We start from the raw sequence: 26,072 nt of genomic DNA, 5'->3' as shown, positions 1-26,072 counted from the left end.
CCAAATAACTATCGTCCGTTACGCGACCGCGTCCGTGCTCAGTCCTGTTCCAGCTCGAGGTTGATGCCGAGCGAGCGGATCTCCTTGACCAGCACGTTGAAGGATTCGGGCATGCCCGCCTCCATGTGGTGATCGCCGTCCACGATACTCTTGTACATCTTGGTACGACCGTTGACGTCGTCGGACTTGACGGTGAGCATTTCCTGCAGCGTGTAGGCGGCGCCGTAGGCCTCCAGGGCCCAGACCTCCATCTCGCCGAAGCGCTGACCGCCGAACTGCGCCTTGCCGCCCAGCGGCTGCTGGGTGACCAGGCTGTACGGGCCGGTGGAACGGGCATGCATCTTGTCATCCACCAGGTGGTTGAGCTTGAGCATGTACATGTAGCCCACGGTCACCGGGCGGTCGAAGGCATCGCCGGTACGGCCGTCGTAGAGCACGGTCTGGCCCGATTCCGGCAGGTCCGCCAGTCTCAGCATGCCCTTGATCTCGTCCTCGTTGGCACCGTCGAACACCGGCGTCGCCATCGGCACGCCGCTGCGCAGGTTCTCGCCGAGCCGGACGATCTCGTCGTCGCTGAACTCGGCCAGATTCTCCTGCTTGCCGCTGGTGTTGTAGATCTTGTCCAGGAAGCCGCGCAGTTCCTTGGGCTGAGCCTGGGCATCGAGCATGCCGCCGATCTTCAGACCCAGTCCCTTGGCGGCCCAGCCCAGGTGTGTTTCCAGCACCTGGCCGACGTTCATGCGCGAGGGTACGCCGAGCGGGTTGAGCACGATGTCGACCGGGGTGCCGTCGTCGCCATAGGGCATGTCCTCCATCGGCACGATGGTCGAAATCACGCCCTTGTTGCCGTGGCGGCCGGCCATCTTGTCTCCGGGCTGGATGCGGCGCTTCACGGCCAGGTAGACCTTGACCATCTTCAGCACACCGGGGGCGAGGTCGTCGCCGGCCTTGATCTTCATCCGCTTCTCTTCGAGCTTCTTGTCGAACTCCTCGCGGATCTGCTTCAGACGCTCGGCGGCCTTCTCCAGCTGCTCGTTGGCCTCGTCGTTCTTGAGCCGGACCTCGAACCACTTGGATTTATCCAGCTCTTCCAGATAGGACTTGGTGATCTTGCTGCCGGGCTTGAGCTTGTTCGGCCCGCCCTCGGCGGTCTTGCCGATCAACAGCGCCTCGACGCGGCGATAGACGTCCTCGTCCATGATGCGCATCTGGTCGGCCAGATCCTTCTTGACCTGATCGAGCTGTTCTTCCTCGATCTGCAGGGCGCGCTTGTCCTTCTCCACGCCGTCGCGGGTGAAGACCTGCACGTCGACCACGGTGCCGTCCATGCCTGAGGGCACGCGCAGCGAGGTGTCCTTCACGTCGGAGGCCTTCTCGCCGAAGATGGCGCGCAGCAGCTTCTCCTCCGGAGTGAGCTGGGTTTCGCCCTTGGGTGTGACCTTGCCGACCAGGATGTCGCCCGGCTTGACCTCGGCGCCGATGTAGACGATGCCGGACTCGTCCAGCTTGGCCAGTGCGCTCTCGCCTACGTTGGGGATGTCGCCGGAGATCTCCTCCGGACCCAGCTTGGTGTCGCGCGCAACGCAGTTGAGCTCCTCGATATGGATGGTGGTGAAACGGTCTTCCTGCACCACCCGCTCGGAGATCAGGATCGAGTCCTCGAAGTTGTAGCCGTTCCAGGGCATGAAGGCGACCAGCATGTTCTGGCCCAGCGCCAGTTCGCCCATGTCGGTACTCGGGCCATCGGCCAGCACGTCGCCCTTCGCGATCACGTCACCCGGATTGACCAGCGGGCGCTGGTTGATACAGGTGTTCTGGTTGGAACGGGTGTACTTGGTCAGGTTGTAGATGTCCACACCGGGCTCGCCGGCAACGGTCTCGTCGTCGTTGACGCGCACCACCACGCGGGCGGCGTCGACCGAGTCCACCACGCCGCCGCGACGCGCGGTCACGGCCACGCCGGAGTCGATGGCCACGGTACGCTCGATGCCGGTGCCGACCAGCGGCTTCTCGCTGCGCAGGGTCGGTACGGCCTGGCGCTGCATGTTCGAGCCCATCAGGGCGCGGTTGGCATCGTCGTGCTCCAGGAACGGCAGCAGCGCGGCGGCCACCGACACGATCTGGCGCGGCGAGACGTCGATGTAGTCGACCTTGTCCGGGGTGGACAGGGTGAACTCGTTCTGGTGCCGGCAGGAGATCAGGTCATCGGTGAGCATGCCCTTGTCGTCCATGGCGGCGTTGGCCTGGGCGATGACGTACTGCCCTTCCTCGATCGCCGACAGGTATTCGACGTCGTCGGTCACCCGGCCGTCCACCACCTTGCGGTAGGGGGTCTCCAGGAAGCCGTACTTGTTGGTGCGGGCGAACACGGCCAGCGAGTTGATCAGGCCGATGTTCGGACCTTCCGGGGTCTCGATCGGGCAGACGCGACCGTAGTGGGTCGGGTGCACGTCGCGCACCTCGAAGCCGGCGCGCTCGCGGGTCAGGCCACCCGGGCCGAGCGCAGAGACGCGGCGCTTGTGGGTGACCTCGGACAGCGGGTTGTTCTGGTCCATGAACTGGGACAGCTGCGAGGAGCCGAAGAATTCCTTGATCGCGGCGGCCACCGGCTTGGCGTTGATCAGCTCCTGCGGCATCAGGCCCTCGCTCTCGGCCATGGACAGACGCTCCTTGACCGCGCGCTCGACGCGCACCAGACCGATGCGGAAGACATTCTCGGCCATCTCGCCGACACAGCGGATGCGGCGGTTGCCCAGGTGATCGATGTCGTCGACGAAACCGTTGCCGTTGCGGATGTCGACCAGGGCCTTCATCACGGCAATGATGTCGGAGTTATCGCCGTGCTGCTCGACCAGCGTCTTCGACGCCTCGTCGGTGCGGGTCTTGAAGTAGACGCCGTCGTAGAGCACGCCCGGGCCCTCGACCTCGTCGCGGCCGACCCGGCGGTTGAACTTCATCCGGCCGACCGCGGACAGGTCGTAGCGGTCCTCGGTGAAGAACAGGTTGTTGAACAGGTTCTGGGCCGCTTCCTTGGTCGGCGGCTCACCCGGACGCATCATGCGGTAGATCTCGACCTGGGCCTCCAGTTCGCTGGCGGTCGGGTCGATGCGCAGGGTCTCGGAGATGTAGGGACCGCGGTCCAGGTCATTGGTATAGAGGGTCTTGACCTGCTTGATGCCGGCCTCGCGCAGCTTCGCGACCAACTCTTCGGTGAGCTCGTCGTTGGCATTGGCGATGATCTCGCCGCTGGCCTTGTCCACCACGTTGTGCGACAGCACCTTGCCGACCAGGTAGGACTCGGGCACGACCAGGCTCTTCACCCCGGCCTGATCCAGTTCGCGGATGTGACGGGCGGTGATGCGGCGGCCTTCCTCGACCAGCACGTCATTGCCGATCCTGATGTCGAAGATGGCGGTTTCACCGCGCAGGCGCTCAGGCACCAGGTCCAGCTTGATCTCGTTCTTGCCGATGTGGAAGGTGTTGGTATCGAAGAAGATATCCAGGATCTGCTCGACCTCGTAACCCAGCGCGCGCAGCAGAATGGTCGCCGGCAGCTTGCGGCGACGGTCGATACGCACGAACAGGCAGTCCTTGGGGTCGAACTCGAAGTCCAGCCAGGAGCCGCGGTAGGGAATGACCCGCGCGGAATACAGCAGCTTGCCGGAGGAGTGGGTCTTGCCCTTGTCGTGGTCGAAGAACACGCCCGGCGAACGGTGCAGCTGGGAGACGATGACGCGCTCGGTGCCGTTGATGACGAAGGTGCCGTTCTCGGTCATCAGCGGCATCTCGCCGAAGTAGACCTCCTGCTCCTTGATGTCCTTGATCGGCTTGTTCTCGGCCGAGGACTCCTTGTCATAGATGATCAGGCGCACCAGCGCGCGCAGGGGCGCGGCGTAGGTCATGCCGCGCAGCTGGCACTCCTTGACGTCGAAGGTCGGGGTGCCGAGACGGTAACTGACATATTCCAGGGCAGCGTTGCCGGAATAACTCTGGATCGGGAACACCGAGGAGAAGGCCGCATGCAGACCGCAGTCCTCGCGCTGCTCCGCACCACCCTGACCGGTCTGCAGAAAACGCTCATAGGACTCGATCTGTGTCGCCAGCAGGTACGGGACCTGGAGAATACTGGGTCGCTTGCCGAAATCCTTGCGAATACGTTTCTTATCGGTGAAGCTGTAGCCCATCGGTGTTCCTCTCGAATAAATGCAGGTACTGGGGTGCCGGGCAGCAGGGACGCTGAAGAGACCGCGAACCTGGACCTGGCGCTTGTAGCGTCAACAAACAGAAAAAGGCCGGCAGCTCAGTTTCGCCACCAGCCGGAGCTTTCCCCGGTGCTGAGTGAAGCGCCCCGCGAACGGGGCGCCACCCATGTCTCGAATGCCAATCTGATATTACTTGACCTCGACGCTTGCACCAGCCTCTTCAAGCTGCTTCTTGATGTCTTCGGCCTCGTCCTTGGAAGCGCCTTCCTTGATGGTGGAGGGCGCGCCCTCGACCATGTCCTTGGCTTCCTTCAGACCCAGGCCGGTGATGCCGCGGACGACCTTGATCACGCCGACCTTGTTGGAACCGAAGCTGGTCATAACCACGTCGAACTCGGTCTTCTCCTCGGCGGCAGCGGCTTCGCCACCCCCGGCGGCAGCCGGGGCGGCAGCCACGGCAGCGGCGGCGGAAACACCGAACTTCTCTTCCATCGCCTCAACGAGTTCAACGACTTCCATCACGCTCATGTTGGCGATGGTGTCCAGGATGTCTTCTTTGGAAACTGCCATGGTAATCACTCCTAATACTTGTCCACAAGCCCGCAAGGGGCGTCAAATTTTTGAACCGGGTCAGGCCGCCTGTTCCTTCTGATCGCGGATGGCCGCCACGGTGCGAACCAGCTTGCCCGGCACCTCGTTGAGGGTGCGGGCCAGCTTCTCGGTCGGGGCCTTCATCAGCATCATCAGGATTGCCAGGGCTTCATCGCGAGTCGGCAGCTTGGCCAGGCGTTCCAGATCGTTGGCCGGGAGCAGTTTGCCGCTGAGGGCAAGAAACTTGACCTGGAGCTTGTCAGTCTCCTTGGTGAAGTCCTTGACCACACGGGCGGCAGCGCCCGGATCCTCCTGGGAGAAGGCCAGCATCAGCGGGCCCACCAGGCTGTCTGAAATGCACTCGAACTCGGTGCCCTGAACGGCACGACGGGCCAGGGTGTTCTTCACGACCCGGACATAGACGCCGTTTTCCCGCGCCTTGCGGCGCAGCGCGGTCATCTGGTCCACGGTCAGACCGCGATATTCCGCCGCCACGGCGGAATAGGCGCTTGCGGCCACTTGGGACACCTCGGCAACCACGGTCTTCTTCTGCTCAAGACTCAGTGCCATCAGTTACCTCCTGCGATACAGAGCGAATCTGTATCCGGTTTCACTTATGGAACAATCCCTTGCGGGATCCGTTCCCCGTTACGGTGGCCGAGGACAAGTTTCAGAAAAAACCGTCTTGGCGACACCGTCTGCGCAGGCTGTCAGAGATTAAGCTCGGGGCTGACCCCTCGCGCCTGCGGTCTTTGACGACAAACCGCTGCCGGAAGACAGCGGCGTGCCACAAAGTCTGTTGCGTGCGGGCGCGGCCGCAGCCGCCCCCGCGGGACCCGCCCGCTCAGGAAGCGAGCGTGGCCTGGTCGACAGCGATGCCCGGGCCCATGGTGGTGGACACGGTCACCTTCTTCATATAAATCCCCTTGGCCGCGGCGGGCTTGACCTTGCGCAGGTCGGCCAGCAGGGCTTCCAGGTTGCCCTTCAGGGCGTCGACATCGAAATCCACCTTGCCGATAGTGCAGTGGATGATGCCGGCCTTGTCGGTACGGTAGCGCACCTGACCGGCCTTGGCGTTGTTCACTGCGGCGGCCACATCGGTGGCCACGGTGCCGACCTTGGGATTGGGCATCAGGCCGCGCGGCCCCAGGATCTGACCCAGCTGACCGACCACGCGCATGGCGTCGGGGGTGGCGATGACCACGTCGAAGTCCAGGTTGCCGCCCTTGATGCTCTCGGCCAGGTCCTCGAAGCCGACCACGTCGGCGCCGGCGTCCTTCGCCGCATCGGCGTTGGCACCCTGGGCGAACACCGCCACGCGCACGCTCTGGCCGGTGCCGTTGGGCAGCACGGTGGAACCGCGCACCACCTGGTCCGACTTGCGCGGGTCGACGCCGAGGTTGACCGCGACATCGACGGATTCCTTGAACTTGGCCCCGCTCAACTCCTTCAGCAGACTGAACGCGTCATCGATGGGATACAGCTTGCCCGGCTCGACCTTCTCGCGGATGGCCTTCATACGTTTGGAAAGTTTTGCCATGATCAAGCCTCCTCGACGTCCAGGCCCATGCTGCGGGCGCTGCCGGCTATGATGCGCACGGCCGCGTCCAGGTCAGCGGCATTCAGGTCCTGCATCTTGGTCTGAGCGATCTCCTCGAGCTGCGCCCGGGTCACCTTACCCACCTTCTGGGTGTTCGGCACGGGACTGCCCTTGCTGATGCCAGCGGCCTTCTTCAGCAGGATCGCGGCCGGAGGCGTCTTCATGACGAAGGTGAAGCTGCGATCGTTGTAGACGGTGATCACCACCGGGATCGGCAGCCCCTTCTCAACATCCTGGGTCTGGGCGTTGAAGGCCTTGCAGAACTCCATGATGTTCACGCCGTGCTGGCCCAGCGCAGGGCCGACCGGCGGCGAGGGGTTCGCCTCCTGGGCTGCAACCTGCAGCTTGATGTAGGCTTCGACTTTCTTTGCCATTTCGCTTCTCCTGTGGGTGCGAACGCCTCGTTATGATTCGGGTTTGTCCCGATCTCCGGAGGCTCCCCGGTTAAATAGAGACACAAGTTGCAAGTAGAAACCGTTTGGACCAGCTGCCAGCGGTCGGCATTGACGCAGAGCCAAGCGCGTTCATCCGGTTTTCAACTTGTAACCTGTATCCTGCCTCTTGTATCTGGCCGTCAGGCTTTTTCTACCTGACTGAACTCCAACTCGACCGGCGTGGAACGGCCGAAGATGAGCACGGCCACGCGCAGCCGGCTCTTCTCGTAGTTGACCTCTTCCACCACGCCGTTGAAATCGTTGAAGGGGCCGTCGGTGACGCGTACCACCTCGCCCACCTCGAACAGGACCTTGGGCCGCGGCTTCTCCACGCCCTCCTGGATCCGGTTCAGGATCTGGTCGGCCTCGCGATCGGAGATCGGCGCCGGACGATCACTGGTACCGCCGATGAAGCCCATGACCTTGGGCACATCCTTGACCAGGTGCCAGGTCTCGTCGTCCATCTCCATCTGCACCAGGACATAGCCGGGAAAGAATTTGCGCTCGCTCTTGCGCTTCTGCCCCTCGCGCATTTCCACGACTTCCTCGGTCGGGACCAGGATCTCGCCGAACCTCTCCTGCATGCCGCTGCGGGCAACACGCTCCTCAAGCGAACGCTTGACCTGGTTCTCGAACCCCGAGTAGGCGTGTACGACATACCAACGCTTAGCCATCCTCAACCGCCCCTTATCCGGTTATCCAGCCGACCAGCCAGAACAGGAGCTTGTCCAGCAGCCACAGAATCAAACCCACAATGATGACCATCGCGAACACGATCAACGCCGTCTGAATGGTCTCCTGCCGACTCGGCCAGACCACCTTGCGCACTTCCATACGGGCACTGCCGATGAAACCGATCGCCTGGGCACCCTTGGCAGTCTGCGCAAAGATGAACAGCACCACGCCCACGACAGCCAGCAGCCCCAGCACGCGGAACAGCAGGTTGTAGTCGGCAAAATGATAAAAGCCGGCCACGCCTCCGAGGAGAAGCGCAACGGCCAGCACCATTTTCGCGGTATCCAGTTTCGAGCCTTCGGTTTCTACCTTAGCATTCATAGCCAGCGGCCAGGTGTACCTGTTTGGGAGCCCGGCATTGTTGTCCGGCCCTAACGGCCGGCACCTGCCCCAGTTAAGTGGCAGGGCAGGAGGGAATCGAACCCCCAACCTGCGGTTTTGGAGACCGCCGCTCTGCCAATTGAGCTACTGCCCTATAAATTTCAGCGAGGCGTGAGGAGAACATCCCCTCCTCACGTCTCACTCCTTACACCTCACTCGATGATCTTGGAGACCACGCCGGCGCCGACGGTACGGCCGCCTTCGCGAATGGCGAAGCGCAGACCCTCTTCCATCGCGATCGGCGCAATCAGCGACACCGTCATCTTCACGTTGTCGCCCGGCATCACCATCTCCACGCCTTCCGGCAGATCGCACGCACCCGTCACGTCCGTCGTGCGGAAATAGAACTGCGGACGATAACCGTTGAAGAACGGGGTGTGACGACCGCCCTCATCCTTGGAGAGCACGTACACCTCGCACTCGAACTTGGTGTGCGGCGTGATCGAACCCGGCACGCACAGCACCTGACCGCGCTCCACATCGTCACGCTTGGTCCCGCGCAGCAGCACGCCCACGTTGTCGCCCGCCTCGCCCGAGTCCAGCAGCTTGCGGAACATCTCCACACCCGTCACCGTGGTCTTGGTGGTGTCGCGCATGCCCACGATCTCCACCTCGTCGCCCACCTTGACGATGCCGCGCTCGATACGACCGGTCACCACCGTGCCGCGACCCGAAATCGAGAACACGTCCTCGATCGGCATCAGGAACGGCTGGTCCACCGGACGCTCCGGCACCGGAATGTAGCTGTCCAGCGCCTCCAGCAGCTTCTCGATCGACGGCACGCCGATCTCCGAGGTGTCGCCTTCCAGCGCCTTGAGCGCCGAACCGGTAATGATCGGGGTGTCGTCGCCGGGGAAATCATAGGAAGACAGCAGATCGCGGATCTCCATCTCCACCAGCTCCAGCAGCTCCGGATCATCCACCTGGTCGGCCTTGTTCATGTACACCACGATCGAGGGCACACCCACCTGACGCGCCAGCAGGATGTGCTCGCGGGTCTGCGGCATCGGGCCGTCGGCCGCACTCACCACCAGGATCGCGCCGTCCATCTGCGCGGCACCGGTGATCATGTTCTTCACATAGTCGGCGTGACCGGGGCAGTCCACGTGCGCGTAGTGGCGCGCGTCCGTCTCGTACTCCACGTGAGCGGTGGCAATCGTGATCCCGCGCGCACGCTCTTCCGGGGCATTGTCGATCTGATCGTAGGCCCGGAACTCGCCGCCCATCTTCTCGGCACCCACCTTCGTCAGCGCCGCCGTCAGCGTCGTCTTACCATGGTCCACGTGACCTATCGTTCCCACGTTCACGTGCGGCTTCGTTCGCTCAAATTTTTCCTTGGACACGACTGCTACCTCGTTACAGTTCTGTTGGTCTCTAGAGAATTACGATGCTTTCTTGATGATCGCGTCGGCGACGTTGGACGGCGCCTCGGCATACTTCTCGAATTGCATGCTGTAAGCGGCGCGGCCCTGGGTGGCGCTGCGCAGATCGGTGGCGTAACCGAACATCTCCGACAGCGGCACTTCGGCGCGCACCTGCTTGCCGGAGGGGCTGTCGTCCATCTCCTTGATGATGCCGCGGCGGCGGTTCAGGTCGCCCACCACGTCACCCATATACTCTTCCGGCGTGACGACCTCGACGCTCATGATGGGCTCGAGCAGTACCGGACTGGCCTTCATCGCGCCTTCCTTGAAGCCCATGGAGCCGGCGATCTTGAATGCCATTTCCGAGGAGTCCACATCGTGGTAGGAACCATCGAACAGGGTGACCTTGACGTCCACCATCGGGAAGCCGCCCAGCACACCGTTCTCCATCTGCTCCTTGATGCCCTTGTCCACGGCCGGGATGTAATCCTTGGGCACGACGCCGCCGACGATGGCGTTGACGAACTCGTACCCGGTACCTGCCTCCTGCGGCTCCAGCTTGAGCACGACATGACCGTACTGGCCGCGGCCGCCGGACTGGCGCACGAACTTGCCTTCGACCTTCTCGACCGTCTGGCGGATGGTCTCGCGATAGGCCACCTGGGGCGCGCCCACATTGGCCTCGACCTTGAATTCACGCTTCATGCGGTCGACGATGATGTCCAGGTGCAGCTCGCCCATGCCGGAGATGATGGTCTGGCCGGACTCCTCGTCGGTATGCACACGGAAGGAGGGATCCTCCTGGGCCAGCTTCTGCAGGGCGATGCCCATCTTCTCCTGGTCGGCCTTGGTCTTGGGCTCGACCGCGACGGAGATCACCGGCTCGGGGAATTCCATCCGCTCCAGGATGACGGGCTTGGCCATGTCGCACAGGGTGTCGCCGGTGGTGACGTCCTTCAGGCCCACGGCGGCGGCGATGTCACCTGCGCGCACCTCCTTGATCTCCTCGCGCGAGTTGGAGTGCATCTGCAGGATACGGCCGACGCGCTCCTTCTTGCCCTTGACCGAGTTGTAGACGGTGTCGCCGGAACTCAGCACGCCGGAGTAGACCCGGAAGAAGGTCAGCGAACCGACATAGGGATCGGTGGCGATCTTGAAGGCCAGCGCGGCGAAGGGCTCGTCATCGGAGGACTTACGCAGCACCTCGGTCTCGCTCTCGTCGTCCAGCACACCCTTGATGGCCAGCACGTCGACCGGCGAGGGCATGAAATTGATCATGGCGTCCAGCATGGCCTGCACGCCCTTGTTCTTGAAGGCGGAGCCGCACATCATCGGAATGATCTCGACCGTCAGGGTGCGCATGCGCAGGCCCTTGATGATCTCCTCGCGGGACAGATCACCCTCGTTGAGATACTTATCCATCAGTTCTTCGGTGGCCTCGGCAGCGGCTTCCAGCATGTGCTCGCGCCACTCCTGGCACTGCTCGAGCATATCCGCGGGGATATCCCTGGCCTCGTAGGTCATCCCCATGTCGGCCTCGTTCCAGTAGATGGCCTGCATCCGGATCAGGTCCACCACGCCCTGGAAATTGTCCTCGGCGCCGATGGGCAGCTGCACCGGGACCGGGAAGGCGCCCAGCCGGGTCTTGACCTGCTCGACCACGCGCAGGAAATTCGCGCCGGCACGGTCCATCTTGTTGACGAAGCCCATGCGCGGGACGTGATACTTGTTGGCCTGACGCCAGACGGTCTCGGACTGGGGCTCGACGCCACCCACGGCGCAGAACACGGCGCAGGCGCCGTCGAGCACGCGCAGGGAACGCTCCACCTCGATGGTGAAGTCCACGTGGCCGGGGGTGTCGATGATATTGATGCGGTGTTCCGGGAACTGCTGGTCCATGCCGCTCCAGAAGCAGGTGGTGGCCGCGGAGGTGATGGTGATCCCGCGCTCCTGCTCCTGTTCCATCCAGTCCATGGTGGCCGCACCGTCGTGCACCTCACCGATCTTGTGCGACACGCCGGTATAGAACAGAACGCGCTCTGTGGTCGTCGTCTTGCCGGCATCGATGTGAGCCATGATGCCGACGTTGCGATAACGTTCGATTGGAGTTTTGCGTGCCACGGACTGAATCCCTATCTAATGTTGCCTGAATATTGCCTGTATCTGCCTGGGCGCTTACCAGCGGTAGTGCGCGAAGGCCTTGTTGGCCTCGGCCATGCGATGCGTGTCCTCGCGCTTCTTCACGGCAGCGCCGCGATTCTCGGAAGCATCCAGGATTTCACCGGCCAGGCGCTGGGCCATGGTCTTTTCGCTGCGCTTGCTGGCGGCGTCGATCACCCAGCGCATGGCCAGGGTCTGACGGCGTACCGGACGCACCTCGATGGGCACCTGGTAGGTTGCGCCGCCGACGCGCCGGGACTTGACCTCGACCATCGGGCTGACATTATCCAGGGCCTGATCCATGACCTCCATCGGGTCGCCGCTCTTCTGGCCGATGTGATCAAGGGCCCCATAGACGATACGCTCGGCAACCGACTTCTTGCCGCTCTTCATGACCATATTCATGAACTTGGCCAGCTTCTCACTGCCGAACTTGGGGTCCGGAAGGATCTGGCGACGCTCTGCTGACTTTCTTCTCGACATTGTCGTTTACCTGTTCAACCGGACTACGTTAGGACTTGGGCCGCTTGGCACCGTACTTGGAACGCCCCTGACGGCGTGCCTGCACCCCGGAGGTATCCAGGCTGCCGCGCACGGTGTGGTAGCGCACGCCGGGCAGGTCCTTCACACGACCGCCGCGAATCAGTACCACCGAGTGTTCCTGCAGGTTGTGGCCCTCGCCGCCGATGTAGCTGCTGACCTCATAACCGTTGGTCAGACGCACGCGCGCGACCTTGCGCAGCGCCGAGTTCGGTTTCTTCGGCGTGGTGGTGTAGACACGGGTGCACACGCCGCGCTTCCGCGGTGAGGCCTCAAGCGCGGGTACGTTGCTTTTCTCGACCCGGCGCTTACGCGGTTTGCGTACTAACTGATTGATTGTAGACATGAAAAACTCACTCTAATCCGTCTTGCTGCCAGCATTCGGGCGACCGGAAAATAAACGACAGGCCGGCATGGTTGCCCGGCCTGTCGGGAAAGACGCGCAATTTTAGAGAGCTACCCCCACCCTGTCAAGCACTTGTGGCGCCTGTTTCAGGGACGGGGGCGGGAGGGTCAGGAATCCGACTCGCTGGGGGATTCGGCGGGGGATTCCGTCTCGACCGGCTCGGCGAAAGCCGCCGCGGCGGCCTCTCCGGCGAGGTCGGCGTGACGCAGGCGGCGACGCTCCTCGTGATGCGCCAGCCCGGTCCCGGCCGGGATCAGGCGACCCACGATGACGTTCTCCTTCAGACCGCGCAGTTCGTCGCGCCCGCCGCGGGTGGCGGCCTCGGTCAGCACCCGGGTGGTCTCCTGGAAGGAGGCCGCCGAGATGAAGGACTCGGTCGCCAGCGAGGCCTTGGTGATGCCCAGCAGGAGAATGTTGTAGGTGGCCGGGACCTTGCCCTCGGCCTCGGCCTTCTCGTTCTCCTCCAGCAGCACGGCCTTCTCGACCTGCTCGCCCTTGAGGAAGCGGGTATCGCCGGGCTCGAGGATCTCCACCTTGCGCATCATCTGGCGAATGATCACCTCGATGTGCTTGTCGTTGATCTTCACGCCCTGCAGCCGGTAGACGTCCTGGATCTCCTTGACCACGTAATTGGCCATCTCGGTCACGCCCAGCAGGCGCAGGATGTCATGCGGGTTGGGTTCGCCGTCGACGATGGTCTCGCCCTTCTCCACGTGCTCGCCCTCGAACACGGTGACATGGCGCCACTTGGGAATCAGCTCCTCGTGCGGATCGCCGTCGGCCGGGGTGATGACCAGGCGCTGCTTGCCCTTGGTCTCCTTGCCGAAGGTCGCCGTGCCGGAGATTTCGGCCAGGATGGCCGGTTCCTTGGGCTTGCGGGCCTCGAACAGGTCGGCCACGCGCGGCAGACCGCCGGTGATGTCGCGGGTCTTGGAGGACTCCTGCGGGATGCGGGCCACCACGTCGCCGACCTCCACCGGGGAGGCGTCCTCCAGCCCGACGATGGCGCCGGCGGGCAGGAAGTAGTGGGCCGGCATATCGGTACCGGCGATCTTGAGCTCGTCGCCGTTCTCGTCGACCAGCTTGACCATCGGCCGCAGGTCCTTGCCGGCCGAACCGCGCTGCTTGGGATCGGAGACGACCAGGCTGGAAAGCCCTGTGATCTCGTCCGTCTCGCGGTTTACGGTCACGCCCTCGATGAAGTCCGAGAAGCGCACCCGGCCGGCCACCTCGGTGACGATCGGGTGGGTATGCGGATCCCAGTTGGCCACGATCTGGCCGGCCTCGACGGCATCGCCGTCATTGACCGACAGCACCGCGCCGTAGGGCAGCTTGTAGCGCTCGCGCTCGCGGCCGTTGGCGTCGACCACGCCGATCTCGCCGGAACGGGACACCGCCACCAGGTTGCCCTCCTTGTTGGCCACCGTCTTGATGTTGTGCAGCCGGATGGTGCCGCCGGACTTCACGTCGACGTTGTTCACGGTCGCCGAGCGGCTGGCCGCGCCGCCGATGTGGAAGGTGCGCATGGTCAGCTGGGTGCCCGGCTCGCCGATGGACTGGGCGGCGATGACGCCGACCGCCTCGCCGCTGTTGACCCGGTGGCCGCGGGCCAGGTCGCGGCCGTAGCACTGGGAGCAGACGCCGTAGCGGGACTCGCAGGTAATGGCGGAACGCACCTTGACCTGGTCCACACCCATCAGTTCCAGCTTCTCGACCCAACCCTCGTCGATCAGGGTGCCGGCGGCGATGGCCAGTTCGTCCTTGCCCGGCAGGTAGGTATCCTCTGCCACCACCCGGCCCAGCACGCGCTCGCCCAGCGATTCGACCACATCGCCGCCCTCGACGATCGGGGTCATGAGCAGACCGTTCTCGGTGCCGCAGTCTTCCTCGACCACCACCAGGTCCTGCGAGACGTCAACCAGACGCCGGGTCAGGTAACCGGAGTTCGCGGTCTTCAACGCGGTATCGGCCAGACCCTTGCGCGCGCCGTGGGTGGAAATGAAGTACTGGATGACGTTGAGCCCTTCACGGAAATTCGCCGTGATCGGGGTCTCGATGATGGAGCCGTCCGGCTTGGCCATCAGGCCGCGCATCCCGGCCAGCTGGCGGATCTGAGCGGCCGAGCCACGGGCGCCGGAGTCGGCCATCATGTACACGGAATTGAACGAATCCTGACTGACGGCATTGCCTTCGGGGTCGGTCACCGTCTCGGTACCGAGCTTGGCCATCATGGCCTTGGCGACCTGGTCGTTGGTACGCGACCAGATATCGACCACCTTGTTGTAGCGCTCGCCGTTGGTGACCAGGCCCGAGGTGTACTGGGCCTCGATCTCCTTCACCTCTTCCTCGGCGCGGCCCAGGATGTCGTATTTCTCTTCCGGGATGACCATGTCGTCGGCGCCGAAGGACACCCCGGAACGGGTGGCGTAGCGGAAGCCCAGATACATCAGCTGGTCGGCGAAGATGACCGTCTCCTTCAGCCCCACCCGGCGATAGCAGGAATTGATCAGCCGGGAGATCACCTTCTTGGTCATGTTCTGGTCGACCAGTTCGAACGGCAGGCTGCGCGGCACGATCTCGAAGATCAGGGCGCGGCCGACGATGGTGTCGACGCGCTTCATCTCGGTGACGATCTCGCCGGCCTCGTTGATCCAGCTGTCCTCGATACGGACCTGGACCCGGGCGTGCAGATCCACCACGCCGTTGTCATAGGCGCGGCGCAGCTCGTTGAGATCCGAGAAGGCCATGCCGCGGCCCTTCGCGTCCATGCGCTCGCGCGACATGTAGTACAGACCCAGCACCACGTCCTGCGACGGCACGATGATGGGCTCACCGTTGGCGGGCGAGAGGATGTTGTTGGTCGACATCATCAGGGTGCGCGCTTCCAGCTGCGCCTCCAGCGACAGCGGCACGTGCACCGCCATCTGGTCGCCGTCGAAGTCGGCGTTGAAGGCGGCGCAGACCAGCGGATGCAGCTGGATCGCCTTGCCCTCGATCAGCACCGGCTCGAAGGCCTGGATGCCCAGACGGTGCAGGGTCGGGGCGCGGTTGAGCATCACCGGGTGCTCGCGGATGACCTCTTCCAGGATGTCCCAGACCTCGGTGCTCTCGCGCTCGACCAGCTTCTTGGCCGCCTTGATGGTGGTGGCCACGCCCTGGCGGATCAGCTTGGAGAAGATGAAGGGCTTGAACAGTTCCAGCGCCATGCGCTTGGGCAGGCCGCACTGGTGCAGGCGCAGGGTCGGGCCGACCACGATGACCGAACGGCCGGAATAGTCCACGCGCTTGCCCAGCAGGTTCTGACGGAAGCGGCCCTGCTTGCCCTTGATCATGTCGGCCAGCGACTTCAGCGGGCGCTTGTTGGTGCCGGTAATGGCGCGGCCGCGGCGGCCGTTGTCCAGCAGGGCGTCGACCGATTCCTGCAGCATGCGCTTTTCGTTGCGCACGATGATGTCCGGCGCATTGAGCTCCAGCAGCCGGCGCAGGCGGTTGTTGCGGTTGATCACCCGGCGGTACAGGTCGTTCAGGTCCGAGGTGGCGAAGCGACCGCCATCCAGCGGCACCAGCGGGCGCAGCTCCGGCGGCAGTACCGGCAGCACCTCCATGACCATCCATTCCTGCTTGTTGCCGGATTCGAGGAAGGACTCGATCAGCTTGAGCCGTTTGGCCAGGCGCTTGAGCTTGGTCTCGGAATTGGTGGCGGCGATCTCCTCGCGCAGCCGGTTGGCCTCGGCCTGCATGTCAATGGATTTCAGCAGCTCGAACACCGCCTCGGCGCCCATGCGGGCGTCGAACTCGTCGCCGAATTCCTCGATGGTGTCGAGGTAGGCCTCGTCAGAGAGCAGCTGCCCCCGCTCCAGCGTGGTCATGCCGGGATCGATGACCACAAAGGCCTCGAAGTACAGCACCCGCTCGATGTCGCGCAGGGTCATGTCCAGCAGCAGGCCGATACGCGAAGGCAGCGACTTGAGGAACCAGATGTGGGCCACGGGGCTGGCCAGCTCGATATGGCCCATGCGTTCGCGGCGCACCTTGGCCAGGGTGACCTCGACGCCGCACTTCTCACAGACCACGCCGCGGTGCTTGAGGCGCTTGTACTTGCCGCACAGGCACTCGTAGTCCTTCACCGGACCGAAGATCTTGGCGCAGAACAGGCCGTCGCGCTCCGGCTTGAAGGTGCGGTAGTTGATGGTCTCGGGCTTTTTGACCTCACCGTAGGACCAGGACCGGATCATGTCGGGCGACGCCAGTCCGATGCGGATGGCGTCGAAGTCGTCCAGATGACCCTGCGGTTTCACCAGATTCAGTAAGTCTTTCATGGTCTGCTTTGCCTCGTGTCCGGGATCGGCGTCTGCCGATTCCCAAATAACTATCGTCCGTTACGCGACCGCGTCCGTGCTCAGTCCTGTTCCAGCTCGAGGTTGATGCCGAGCGAGCGGATCTCCTTGACCAGCACGTTGAAGGATTCGGGCATGCCCGCCTCCATGTGGTGATCGCCGTCCACGATACTCTTGTACATCTTGGTACGACCGTTGACGTCGTCGGACTTGACGGTGAGCATTTCCTGCAGCGTGTAGGCGGCGCCGTAGGCCTCCAGGGCCCAGACCTCCATCTCGCCGAAGCGCTGACCGCCGAACTGCGCCTTGCCGCCCAGCGGCTGCTGGGTGACCAGGCTGTACGGGCCGGTGGAACGGGCATGCATCTTGTCATCCACCAGGTGGTTGAGCTTGAGCATGTACATGTAGCCCACGGTCACCGGGCGGTCGAAGGCATCGCCGGTACGGCCGTCGTAGAGCACGGTCTGGCCCGATTCCGGCAGGTCCGCCAGTCTCAGCATGCCCTTGATCTCGTCCTCGTTGGCACCGTCGAACACCGGCGTCGCCATCGGCACGCCGCTGCGCAGGTTCTCGCCGAGCCGGACGATCTCGTCGTCGCTGAACTCGGCCAGATTCTCCTGCTTGCCGCTGGTGTTGTAGATCTTGTCCAGGAAGCCGCGCAGTTCCTTGGGCTGAGCCTGGGCATCGAGCATGCCGCCGATCTTCAGACCCAGTCCCTTGGCGGCCCAGCCCAGGTGTGTTTCCAGCACCTGGCCGACGTTCATGCGCGAGGGTACGCCGAGCGGGTTGAGCACGATGTCGACCGGGGTGCCGTCGTCGCCATAGGGCATGTCCTCCATCGGCACGATGGTCGAAATCACGCCCTTGTTGCCGTGGCGGCCGGCCATCTTGTCTCCGGGCTGGATGCGGCGCTTCACGGCCAGGTAGACCTTGACCATCTTCAGCACACCGGGGGCGAGGTCGTCGCCGGCCTTGATCTTCATCCGCTTCTCTTCGAGCTTCTTGTCGAACTCCTCGCGGATCTGCTTCAGACGCTCGGCGGCCTTCTCCAGCTGCTCGTTGGCCTCGTCGTTCTTGAGCCGGACCTCGAACCACTTGGATTTATCCAGCTCTTCCAGATAGGACTTGGTGATCTTGCTGCCGGGCTTGAGCTTGTTCGGCCCGCCCTCGGCGGTCTTGCCGATCAACAGCGCCTCGACGCGGCGATAGACGTCCTCGTCCATGATGCGCATCTGGTCGGCCAGATCCTTCTTGACCTGATCGAGCTGTTCTTCCTCGATCTGCAGGGCGCGCTTGTCCTTCTCCACGCCGTCGCGGGTGAAGACCTGCACGTCGACCACGGTGCCGTCCATGCCTGAGGGCACGCGCAGCGAGGTGTCCTTCACGTCGGAGGCCTTCTCGCCGAAGATGGCGCGCAGCAGCTTCTCCTCCGGAGTGAGCTGGGTTTCGCCCTTGGGTGTGACCTTGCCGACCAGGATGTCGCCCGGCTTGACCTCGGCGCCGATGTAGACGATGCCGGACTCGTCCAGCTTGGCCAGTGCGCTCTCGCCTACGTTGGGGATGTCGCCGGAGATCTCCTCCGGACCCAGCTTGGTGTCGCGCGCAACGCAGTTGAGCTCCTCGATATGGATGGTGGTGAAACGGTCTTCCTGCACCACCCGCTCGGAGATCAGGATCGAGTCCTCGAAGTTGTAGCCGTTCCAGGGCATGAAGGCGACCAGCATGTTCTGGCCCAGCGCCAGTTCGCCCATGTCGGTACTCGGGCCATCGGCCAGCACGTCGCCCTTCGCGATCACGTCACCCGGATTGACCAGCGGGCGCTGGTTGATACAGGTGTTCTGGTTGGAACGGGTGTACTTGGTCAGGTTGTAGATGTCCACACCGGGCTCGCCGGCAACGGTCTCGTCGTCGTTGACGCGCACCACCACGCGGGCGGCGTCGACCGAGTCCACCACGCCGCCGCGACGCGCGGTCACGGCCACGCCGGAGTCGATGGCCACGGTACGCTCGATGCCGGTGCCGACCAGCGGCTTCTCGCTGCGCAGGGTCGGTACGGCCTGGCGCTGCATGTTCGAGCCCATCAGGGCGCGGTTGGCATCGTCGTGCTCCAGGAACGGCAGCAGCGCGGCGGCCACCGACACGATCTGGCGCGGCGAGACGTCGATGTAGTCGACCTTGTCCGGGGTGGACAGGGTGAACTCGTTCTGGTGCCGGCAGGAGATCAGGTCATCGGTGAGCATGCCCTTGTCGTCCATGGCGGCGTTGGCCTGGGCGATGACGTACTGCCCTTCCTCGATCGCCGACAGGTATTCGACGTCGTCGGTCACCCGGCCGTCCACCACCTTGCGGTAGGGGGTCTCCAGGAAGCCGTACTTGTTGGTGCGGGCGAACACGGCCAGCGAGTTGATCAGGCCGATGTTCGGACCTTCCGGGGTCTCGATCGGGCAGACGCGACCGTAGTGGGTCGGGTGCACGTCGCGCACCTCGAAGCCGGCGCGCTCGCGGGTCAGGCCACCCGGGCCGAGCGCAGAGACGCGGCGCTTGTGGGTGACCTCGGACAGCGGGTTGTTCTGGTCCATGAACTGGGACAGCTGCGAGGAGCCGAAGAATTCCTTGATCGCGGCGGCCACCGGCTTGGCGTTGATCAGCTCCTGCGGCATCAGGCCCTCGCTCTCGGCCATGGACAGACGCTCCTTGACCGCGCGCTCGACGCGCACCAGACCGATGCGGAAGACATTCTCGGCCATCTCGCCGACACAGCGGATGCGGCGGTTGCCCAGGTGATCGATGTCGTCGACGAAACCGTTGCCGTTGCGGATGTCGACCAGGGCCTTCATCACGGCAATGATGTCGGAGTTATCGCCGTGCTGCTCGACCAGCGTCTTCGACGCCTCGTCGGTGCGGGTCTTGAAGTAGACGCCGTCGTAGAGCACGCCCGGGCCCTCGACCTCGTCGCGGCCGACCCGGCGGTTGAACTTCATCCGGCCGACCGCGGACAGGTCGTAGCGGTCCTCGGTGAAGAACAGGTTGTTGAACAGGTTCTGGGCCGCTTCCTTGGTCGGCGGCTCACCCGGACGCATCATGCGGTAGATCTCGACCTGGGCCTCCAGTTCGCTGGCGGTCGGGTCGATGCGCAGGGTCTCGGAGATGTAGGGACCGCGGTCCAGGTCATTGGTATAGAGGGTCTTGACCTGCTTGATGCCGGCCTCGCGCAGCTTCGCGACCAACTCTTCGGTGAGCTCGTCGTTGGCATTGGCGATGATCTCGCCGCTGGCCTTGTCCACCACGTTGTGCGACAGCACCTTGCCGACCAGGTAGGACTCGGGCACGACCAGGCTCTTCACCCCGGCCTGATCCAGTTCGCGGATGTGACGGGCGGTGATGCGGCGGCCTTCCTCGACCAGCACGTCATTGCCGATCCTGATGTCGAAGATGGCGGTTTCACCGCGCAGGCGCTCAGGCACCAGGTCCAGCTTGATCTCGTTCTTGCCGATGTGGAAGGTGTTGGTATCGAAGAAGATATCCAGGATCTGCTCGACCTCGTAACCCAGCGCGCGCAGCAGAATGGTCGCCGGCAGCTTGCGGCGACGGTCGATACGCACGAACAGGCAGTCCTTGGGGTCGAACTCGAAGTCCAGCCAGGAGCCGCGGTAGGGAATGACCCGCGCGGAATACAGCAGCTTGCCGGAGGAGTGGGTCTTGCCCTTGTCGTGGTCGAAGAACACGCCCGGCGAACGGTGCAGCTGGGAGACGATGACGCGCTCGGTGCCGTTGATGACGAAGGTGCCGTTCTCGGTCATCAGCGGCATCTCGCCGAAGTAGACCTCCTGCTCCTTGATGTCCTTGATCGGCTTGTTCTCGGCCGAGGACTCCTTGTCATAGATGATCAGGCGCACCAGCGCGCGCAGGGGCGCGGCGTAGGTCATGCCGCGCAGCTGGCACTCCTTGACGTCGAAGGTCGGGGTGCCGAGACGGTAACTGACATATTCCAGGGCAGCGTTGCCGGAATAACTCTGGATCGGGAACACCGAGGAGAAGGCCGCATGCAGACCGCAGTCCTCGCGCTGCTCCGCACCACCCTGACCGGTCTGCAGAAAACGCTCATAGGACTCGATCTGTGTCGCCAGCAGGTACGGGACCTGGAGAATACTGGGTCGCTTGCCGAAATCCTTGCGAATACGTTTCTTATCGGTGAAGCTGTAGCCCATCGGTGTTCCTCTCGAATAAATGCAGGTACTGGGGTGCCGGGCAGCAGGGACGCTGAAGAGACCGCGAACCTGGACCTGGCGCTTGTAGCGTCAACAAACAGAAAAAGGCCGGCAGCTCAGTTTCGCCACCAGCCGGAGCTTTCCCCGGTGCTGAGTGAAGCGCCCCGCGAACGGGGCGCCACCCATGTCTCGAATGCCAATCTGATATTACTTGACCTCGACGCTTGCACCAGCCTCTTCAAGCTGCTTCTTGATGTCTTCGGCCTCGTCCTTGGAAGCGCCTTCCTTGATGGTGGAGGGCGCGCCCTCGACCATGTCCTTGGCTTCCTTCAGACCCAGGCCGGTGATGCCGCGGACGACCTTGATCACGCCGACCTTGTTGGAACCGAAGCTGGTCATAACCACGTCGAACTCGGTCTTCTCCTCGGCGGCAGCGGCTTCGCCACCCCCGGCGGCAGCCGGGGCGGCAGCCACGGCAGCGGCGGCGGAAACACCGAACTTCTCTTCCATCGCCTCAACGAGTTCAACGACTTCCATCACGCTCATGTTGGCGATGGTGTCCAGGATGTCTTCTTTGGAAACTGCCATGGTAATCACTCCTAATACTTGTCCACAAGCCCGCAAGGGGCGTCAAATTTTTGAACCGGGTCAGGCCGCCTGTTCCTTCTGATCGCGGATGGCCGCCACGGTGCGAACCAGCTTGCCCGGCACCTCGTTGAGGGTGCGGGCCAGCTTCTCGGTCGGGGCCTTCATCAGCATCATCAGGATTGCCAGGGCTTCATCGCGAGTCGGCAGCTTGGCCAGGCGTTCCAGATCGTTGGCCGGGAGCAGTTTGCCGCTGAGGGCAAGAAACTTGACCTGGAGCTTGTCAGTCTCCTTGGTGAAGTCCTTGACCACACGGGCGGCAGCGCCCGGATCCTCCTGGGAGAAGGCCAGCATCAGCGGGCCCACCAGGCTGTCTGAAATGCACTCGAACTCGGTGCCCTGAACGGCACGACGGGCCAGGGTGTTCTTCACGACCCGGACATAGACGCCGTTTTCCCGCGCCTTGCGGCGCAGCGCGGTCATCTGGTCCACGGTCAGACCGCGATATTCCGCCGCCACGGCGGAATAGGCGCTTGCGGCCACTTGGGACACCTCGGCAACCACGGTCTTCTTCTGCTCAAGACTCAGTGCCATCAGTTACCTCCTGCGATACAGAGCGAATCTGTATCCGGTTTCACTTATGGAACAATCCCTTGCGGGATCCGTTCCCCGTTACGGTGGCCGAGGACAAGTTTCAGAAAAAACCGTCTTGGCGACACCGTCTGCGCAGGCTGTCAGAGATTAAGCTCGGGGCTGACCCCTCGCGCCTGCGGTCTTTGACGACAAACCGCTGCCGGAAGACAGCGGCGTGCCACAAAGTCTGTTGCGTGCGGGCGCGGCCGCAGCCGCCCCCGCGGGACCCGCCCGCTCAGGAAGCGAGCGTGGCCTGGTCGACAGCGATGCCCGGGCCCATGGTGGTGGACACGGTCACCTTCTTCATATAAATCCCCTTGGCCGCGGCGGGCTTGACCTTGCGCAGGTCGGCCAGCAGGGCTTCCAGGTTGCCCTTCAGGGCGTCGACATCGAAATCCACCTTGCCGATAGTGCAGTGGATGATGCCGGCCTTGTCGGTACGGTAGCGCACCTGACCGGCCTTGGCGTTGTTCACTGCGGCGGCCACATCGGTGGCCACGGTGCCGACCTTGGGATTGGGCATCAGGCCGCGCGGCCCCAGGATCTGACCCAGCTGACCGACCACGCGCATGGCGTCGGGGGTGGCGATGACCACGTCGAAGTCCAGGTTGCCGCCCTTGATGCTCTCGGCCAGGTCCTCGAAGCCGACCACGTCGGCGCCGGCGTCCTTCGCCGCATCGGCGTTGGCACCCTGGGCGAACACCGCCACGCGCACGCTCTGGCCGGTGCCGTTGGGCAGCACGGTGGAACCGCGCACCACCTGGTCCGACTTGCGCGGGTCGACGCCGAGGTTGACCGCGACATCGACGGATTCCTTGAACTTGGCCCCGCTCAACTCCTTCAGCAGACTGAACGCGTCATCGATGGGATACAGCTTGCCCGGCTCGACCTTCTCGCGGATGGCCTTCATACGTTTGGAAAGTTTTGCCATGATCAAGCCTCCTCGACGTCCAGGCCCATGCTGCGGGCGCTGCCGGCTATGATGCGCACGGCCGCGTCCAGGTCAGCGGCATTCAGGTCCTGCATCTTGGTCTGAGCGATCTCCTCGAGCTGCGCCCGGGTCACCTTACCCACCTTCTGGGTGTTCGGCACGGGACTGCCCTTGCTGATGCCAGCGGCCTTCTTCAGCAGGATCGCGGCCGGAGGCGTCTTCATGACGAAGGTGAAGCTGCGATCGTTGTAGACGGTGATCACCACCGGGATCGGCAGCCCCTTCTCAACATCCTGGGTCTGGGCGTTGAAGGCCTTGCAGAACTCCATGATGTTCACGCCGTGCTGGCCCAGCGCAGGGCCGACCGGCGGCGAGGGGTTCGCCTCCTGGGCTGCAACCTGCAGCTTGATGTAGGCTTCGACTTTCTTTGCCATTTCGCTTCTCCTGTGGGTGCGAACGCCTCGTTATGATTCGGGTTTGTCCCGATCTCCGGAGGCTCCCCGGTTAAATAGAGACACAAGTTGCAAGTAGAAACCGTTTGGACCAGCTGCCAGCGGTCGGCATTGACGCAGAGCCAAGCGCGTTCATCCGGTTTTCAACTTGTAACCTGTATCCTGCCTCTTGTATCTGGCCGTCAGGCTTTTTCTACCTGACTGAACTCCAACTCGACCGGCGTGGAACGGCCGAAGATGAGCACGGCCACGCGCAGCCGGCTCTTCTCGTAGTTGACCTCTTCCACCACGCCGTTGAAATCGTTGAAGGGGCCGTCGGTGACGCGTACCACCTCGCCCACCTCGAACAGGACCTTGGGCCGCGGCTTCTCCACGCCCTCCTGGATCCGGTTCAGGATCTGGTCGGCCTCGCGATCGGAGATCGGCGCCGGACGATCACTGGTACCGCCGATGAAGCCCATGACCTTGGGCACATCCTTGACCAGGTGCCAGGTCTCGTCGTCCATCTCCATCTGCACCAGGACATAGCCGGGAAAGAATTTGCGCTCGCTCTTGCGCTTCTGCCCCTCGCGCATTTCCACGACTTCCTCGGTCGGGACCAGGATCTCGCCGAACCTCTCCTGCATGCCGCTGCGGGCAACACGCTCCTCAAGCGAACGCTTGACCTGGTTCTCGAACCCCGAGTAGGCGTGTACGACATACCAACGCTTAGCCATCCTCAACCGCCCCTTATCCGGTTATCCAGCCGACCAGCCAGAACAGGAGCTTGTCCAGCAGCCACAGAATCAAACCCACAATGATGACCATCGCGAACACGATCAACGCCGTCTGAATGGTCTCCTGCCGACTCGGCCAGACCACCTTGCGCACTTCCATACGGGCACTGCCGATGAAACCGATCGCCTGGGCACCCTTGGCAGTCTGCGCAAAGATGAACAGCACCACGCCCACGACAGCCAGCAGCCCCAGCACGCGGAACAGCAGGTTGTAGTCGGCAAAATGATAAAAGCCGGCCACGCCTCCGAGGAGAAGCGCAACGGCCAGCACCATTTTCGCGGTATCCAGTTTCGAGCCTTCGGTTTCTACCTTAGCATTCATAGCCAGCGGCCAGGTGTACCTGTTTGGGAGCCCGGCATTGTTGTCCGGCCCTAACGGCCGGCACCTGCCCCAGTTAAGTGGCAGGGCAGGAGGGAATCGAACCCCCAACCTGCGGTTTTGGAGACCGCCGCTCTGCCAATTGAGCTACTGCCCTATAAATTTCAGCGAGGCGTGAGGAGAACATCCCCTCCTCACGTCTCACTCCTTACACCTCACTCGATGATCTTGGAGACCACGCCGGCGCCCACGGTACGGCCGCCTTCGCGAATGGCGAAGCGCAGACCCTCTTCCATCGCGATCGGCGCAATCAGCGACACCGTCATCTTCACGTTGTCGCCCGGCATCACCATCTCCACGCCTTCCGGCAGATCGCACGCACCCGTCACGTCCGTCGTGCGGAAATAGAACTGCGGACGATAACCGTTGAAGAACGGGGTGTGACGACCGCCCTCATCCTTGGAGAGCACGTACACCTCGCACTCGAACTTGGTGTGCGGCGTGATCGAACCCGGCACGCACAGCACCTGACCGCGCTCCACATCGTCACGCTTGGTCCCGCGCAGCAGCACGCCCACGTTGTCGCCCGCCTCGCCCGAGTCCAGCAGCTTGCGGAACATCTCCACACCCGTCACCGTGGTCTTGGTGGTGTCGCGCATGCCCACGATCTCCACCTCGTCGCCCACCTTGACGATGCCGCGCTCGATACGACCGGTCACCACCGTGCCGCGACCCGAAATCGAGAACACGTCCTCGATCGGCATCAGGAACGGCTGGTCCACCGGACGCTCCGGCACCGGAATGTAGCTGTCCAGCGCCTCCAGCAGCTTCTCGATCGACGGCACGCCGATCTCCGAGGTGTCGCCTTCCAGCGCCTTGAGCGCCGAACCGGTAATGATCGGGGTGTCGTCGCCGGGGAAATCATAGGAAGACAGCAGATCGCGGATCTCCATCTCCACCAGCTCCAGCAGCTCCGGATCATCCACCTGGTCGGCCTTGTTCATGTACACCACGATCGAGGGCACACCCACCTGACGCGCCAGCAGGATGTGCTCGCGGGTCTGCGGCATCGGGCCGTCGGCCGCACTCACCACCAGGATCGCGCCGTCCATCTGCGCGGCACCGGTGATCATGTTCTTCACATAGTCGGCGTGACCGGGGCAGTCCACGTGCGCGTAGTGGCGCGCGTCCGTCTCGTACTCCACGTGAGCGGTGGCAATCGTGATCCCGCGCGCACGCTCTTCCGGGGCATTGTCGATCTGATCGTAGGCCCGGAACTCGCCGCCCATCTTCTCGGCACCCACCTTCGTCAGCGCCGCCGTCAGCGTCGTCTTACCATGGTCCACGTGACCTATCGTTCCCACGTTCACGTGCGGCTTCGTTCGCTCAAATTTTTCCTTGGACATGGAAGATCTCCC

General features: G+C 63.4%; 20 protein-coding genes and 2 tRNA genes. All 22 read right to left on the bottom strand.

The window, feature by feature from the left end:
• Positions 1 to 38 precede the first annotated feature (38 nt).
• On the bottom strand, positions 39 to 4,184 hold the full coding sequence (rpoB, locus tag COW1_RS15655; protein WP_096367108.1) for a DNA-directed RNA polymerase subunit beta: 4,146 nt from the start codon (positions 4,182 to 4,184) through the stop codon (positions 39 to 41).
• Positions 4,185 to 4,391: 207 nt separating this feature from the next.
• Positions 4,392 to 4,772: a 50S ribosomal protein L7/L12 gene (gene rplL, locus COW1_RS15650; protein WP_096367109.1), complete on the bottom strand. Its 381-nt coding sequence runs from the start codon at positions 4,770 to 4,772 to the stop codon at positions 4,392 to 4,394.
• A gap of 60 nt (positions 4,773 to 4,832) precedes the next feature.
• Complete coding sequence (gene rplJ / locus COW1_RS15645) at positions 4,833 to 5,363, bottom strand: 50S ribosomal protein L10 (RefSeq protein ID WP_201344703.1); 531 nt, start codon at positions 5,361 to 5,363, stop codon at positions 4,833 to 4,835.
• Between the two features lie 274 nt (positions 5,364 to 5,637).
• The gene (gene rplA / locus COW1_RS15640; RefSeq protein WP_096367111.1) at positions 5,638 to 6,333 is read right to left on the bottom strand and encodes a 50S ribosomal protein L1; all 696 of its coding nucleotides are present in this window, start codon (positions 6,331 to 6,333) and stop codon (positions 5,638 to 5,640) included.
• A gap of 2 nt (positions 6,334 to 6,335) precedes the next feature.
• Positions 6,336 to 6,767: a 50S ribosomal protein L11 gene (gene rplK, locus COW1_RS15635; RefSeq protein ID WP_096367112.1), complete on the bottom strand. Its 432-nt coding sequence runs from the start codon at positions 6,765 to 6,767 to the stop codon at positions 6,336 to 6,338.
• A gap of 200 nt (positions 6,768 to 6,967) precedes the next feature.
• Entirely contained in the window at positions 6,968 to 7,501 is a 534-nt protein-coding gene (nusG, locus tag COW1_RS15630) for a transcription termination/antitermination protein NusG (RefSeq protein ID WP_096367113.1), read from the bottom strand.
• 13 nt (positions 7,502 to 7,514) lie between these two features.
• Positions 7,515 to 7,883, bottom strand: a complete 369-nt coding sequence (secE, locus tag COW1_RS15625) for a preprotein translocase subunit SecE (RefSeq protein ID WP_096367114.1) — start codon at positions 7,881 to 7,883, stop codon at positions 7,515 to 7,517.
• Positions 7,884 to 7,961: 78 nt separating this feature from the next.
• Positions 7,962 to 8,037: transfer RNA gene (locus tag COW1_RS15620), tRNA-Trp, on the bottom strand.
• Between the two features lie 58 nt (positions 8,038 to 8,095).
• Complete coding sequence (gene tuf / locus COW1_RS15615; protein ID WP_096367115.1) at positions 8,096 to 9,286, bottom strand: elongation factor Tu; 1,191 nt, start codon at positions 9,284 to 9,286, stop codon at positions 8,096 to 8,098.
• Positions 9,287 to 9,325: 39 nt separating this feature from the next.
• Entirely contained in the window at positions 9,326 to 11,428 is a 2,103-nt protein-coding gene (fusA, locus tag COW1_RS15610) for an elongation factor G (protein WP_201344707.1), read from the bottom strand.
• Between the two features lie 54 nt (positions 11,429 to 11,482).
• A complete protein-coding gene (gene rpsG / locus COW1_RS15605; protein WP_201344706.1) occupies positions 11,483 to 11,950 on the bottom strand; it encodes a 30S ribosomal protein S7 in 468 nt (155 codons plus the stop codon).
• 28 nt (positions 11,951 to 11,978) lie between these two features.
• Positions 11,979 to 12,353: a 30S ribosomal protein S12 gene (gene rpsL, locus COW1_RS15600; RefSeq protein WP_201344705.1), complete on the bottom strand. Its 375-nt coding sequence runs from the start codon at positions 12,351 to 12,353 to the stop codon at positions 11,979 to 11,981.
• 167 nt (positions 12,354 to 12,520) lie between these two features.
• Positions 12,521 to 16,732 carry a DNA-directed RNA polymerase subunit beta' gene (rpoC, locus tag COW1_RS15595; protein ID WP_201344704.1) on the bottom strand — a complete coding sequence of 1,404 codons (4,212 nt, stop codon included), beginning with the start codon at positions 16,730 to 16,732 and terminating at the stop codon, positions 12,521 to 12,523.
• Positions 16,733 to 16,812: 80 nt separating this feature from the next.
• Positions 16,813 to 20,958: a DNA-directed RNA polymerase subunit beta gene (gene rpoB / locus COW1_RS15590; RefSeq protein WP_096367108.1), complete on the bottom strand. Its 4,146-nt coding sequence runs from the start codon at positions 20,956 to 20,958 to the stop codon at positions 16,813 to 16,815.
• 207 nt (positions 20,959 to 21,165) lie between these two features.
• Positions 21,166 to 21,546: a 50S ribosomal protein L7/L12 gene (gene rplL / locus COW1_RS15585; RefSeq protein ID WP_096367109.1), complete on the bottom strand. Its 381-nt coding sequence runs from the start codon at positions 21,544 to 21,546 to the stop codon at positions 21,166 to 21,168.
• Positions 21,547 to 21,606: 60 nt separating this feature from the next.
• Positions 21,607 to 22,137 (bottom strand): 50S ribosomal protein L10, encoded by a 531-nt coding sequence (gene rplJ, locus COW1_RS15580; protein WP_201344703.1) that lies wholly within the window; start codon positions 22,135 to 22,137, stop codon positions 21,607 to 21,609.
• A 274-nt stretch (positions 22,138 to 22,411) separates the two neighbouring features.
• Entirely contained in the window at positions 22,412 to 23,107 is a 696-nt protein-coding gene (rplA, locus tag COW1_RS15575) for a 50S ribosomal protein L1 (protein ID WP_096367111.1), read from the bottom strand.
• Between the two features lie 2 nt (positions 23,108 to 23,109).
• A complete protein-coding gene (gene rplK, locus COW1_RS15570; protein WP_096367112.1) occupies positions 23,110 to 23,541 on the bottom strand; it encodes a 50S ribosomal protein L11 in 432 nt (143 codons plus the stop codon).
• Positions 23,542 to 23,741: 200 nt separating this feature from the next.
• Entirely contained in the window at positions 23,742 to 24,275 is a 534-nt protein-coding gene (gene nusG / locus COW1_RS15565) for a transcription termination/antitermination protein NusG (RefSeq protein ID WP_096367113.1), read from the bottom strand.
• Between the two features lie 13 nt (positions 24,276 to 24,288).
• Positions 24,289 to 24,657 carry a preprotein translocase subunit SecE gene (secE, locus tag COW1_RS15560; RefSeq protein WP_096367114.1) on the bottom strand — a complete coding sequence of 123 codons (369 nt, stop codon included), beginning with the start codon at positions 24,655 to 24,657 and terminating at the stop codon, positions 24,289 to 24,291.
• 78 nt (positions 24,658 to 24,735) lie between these two features.
• Positions 24,736 to 24,811, bottom strand: a tRNA-Trp gene (locus COW1_RS15555).
• A 58-nt stretch (positions 24,812 to 24,869) separates the two neighbouring features.
• Entirely contained in the window at positions 24,870 to 26,060 is a 1,191-nt protein-coding gene (gene tuf, locus COW1_RS15550; protein ID WP_096367115.1) for an elongation factor Tu, read from the bottom strand.
• Positions 26,061 to 26,072: the final 12 nt, after the last annotated feature.

The sequence above is a fragment of the Thiohalobacter sp. COW1 genome (assembly GCF_016629505.1).
Lineage (GTDB): Bacteria > Pseudomonadota > Gammaproteobacteria > Thiohalobacterales > Thiohalobacteraceae > Thiohalobacter > Thiohalobacter thiocyanaticus_A.
The sequence above is the reverse complement of the archived record's forward strand: the minus strand, read 5'-3'. Positions and strand labels throughout refer to the sequence as shown.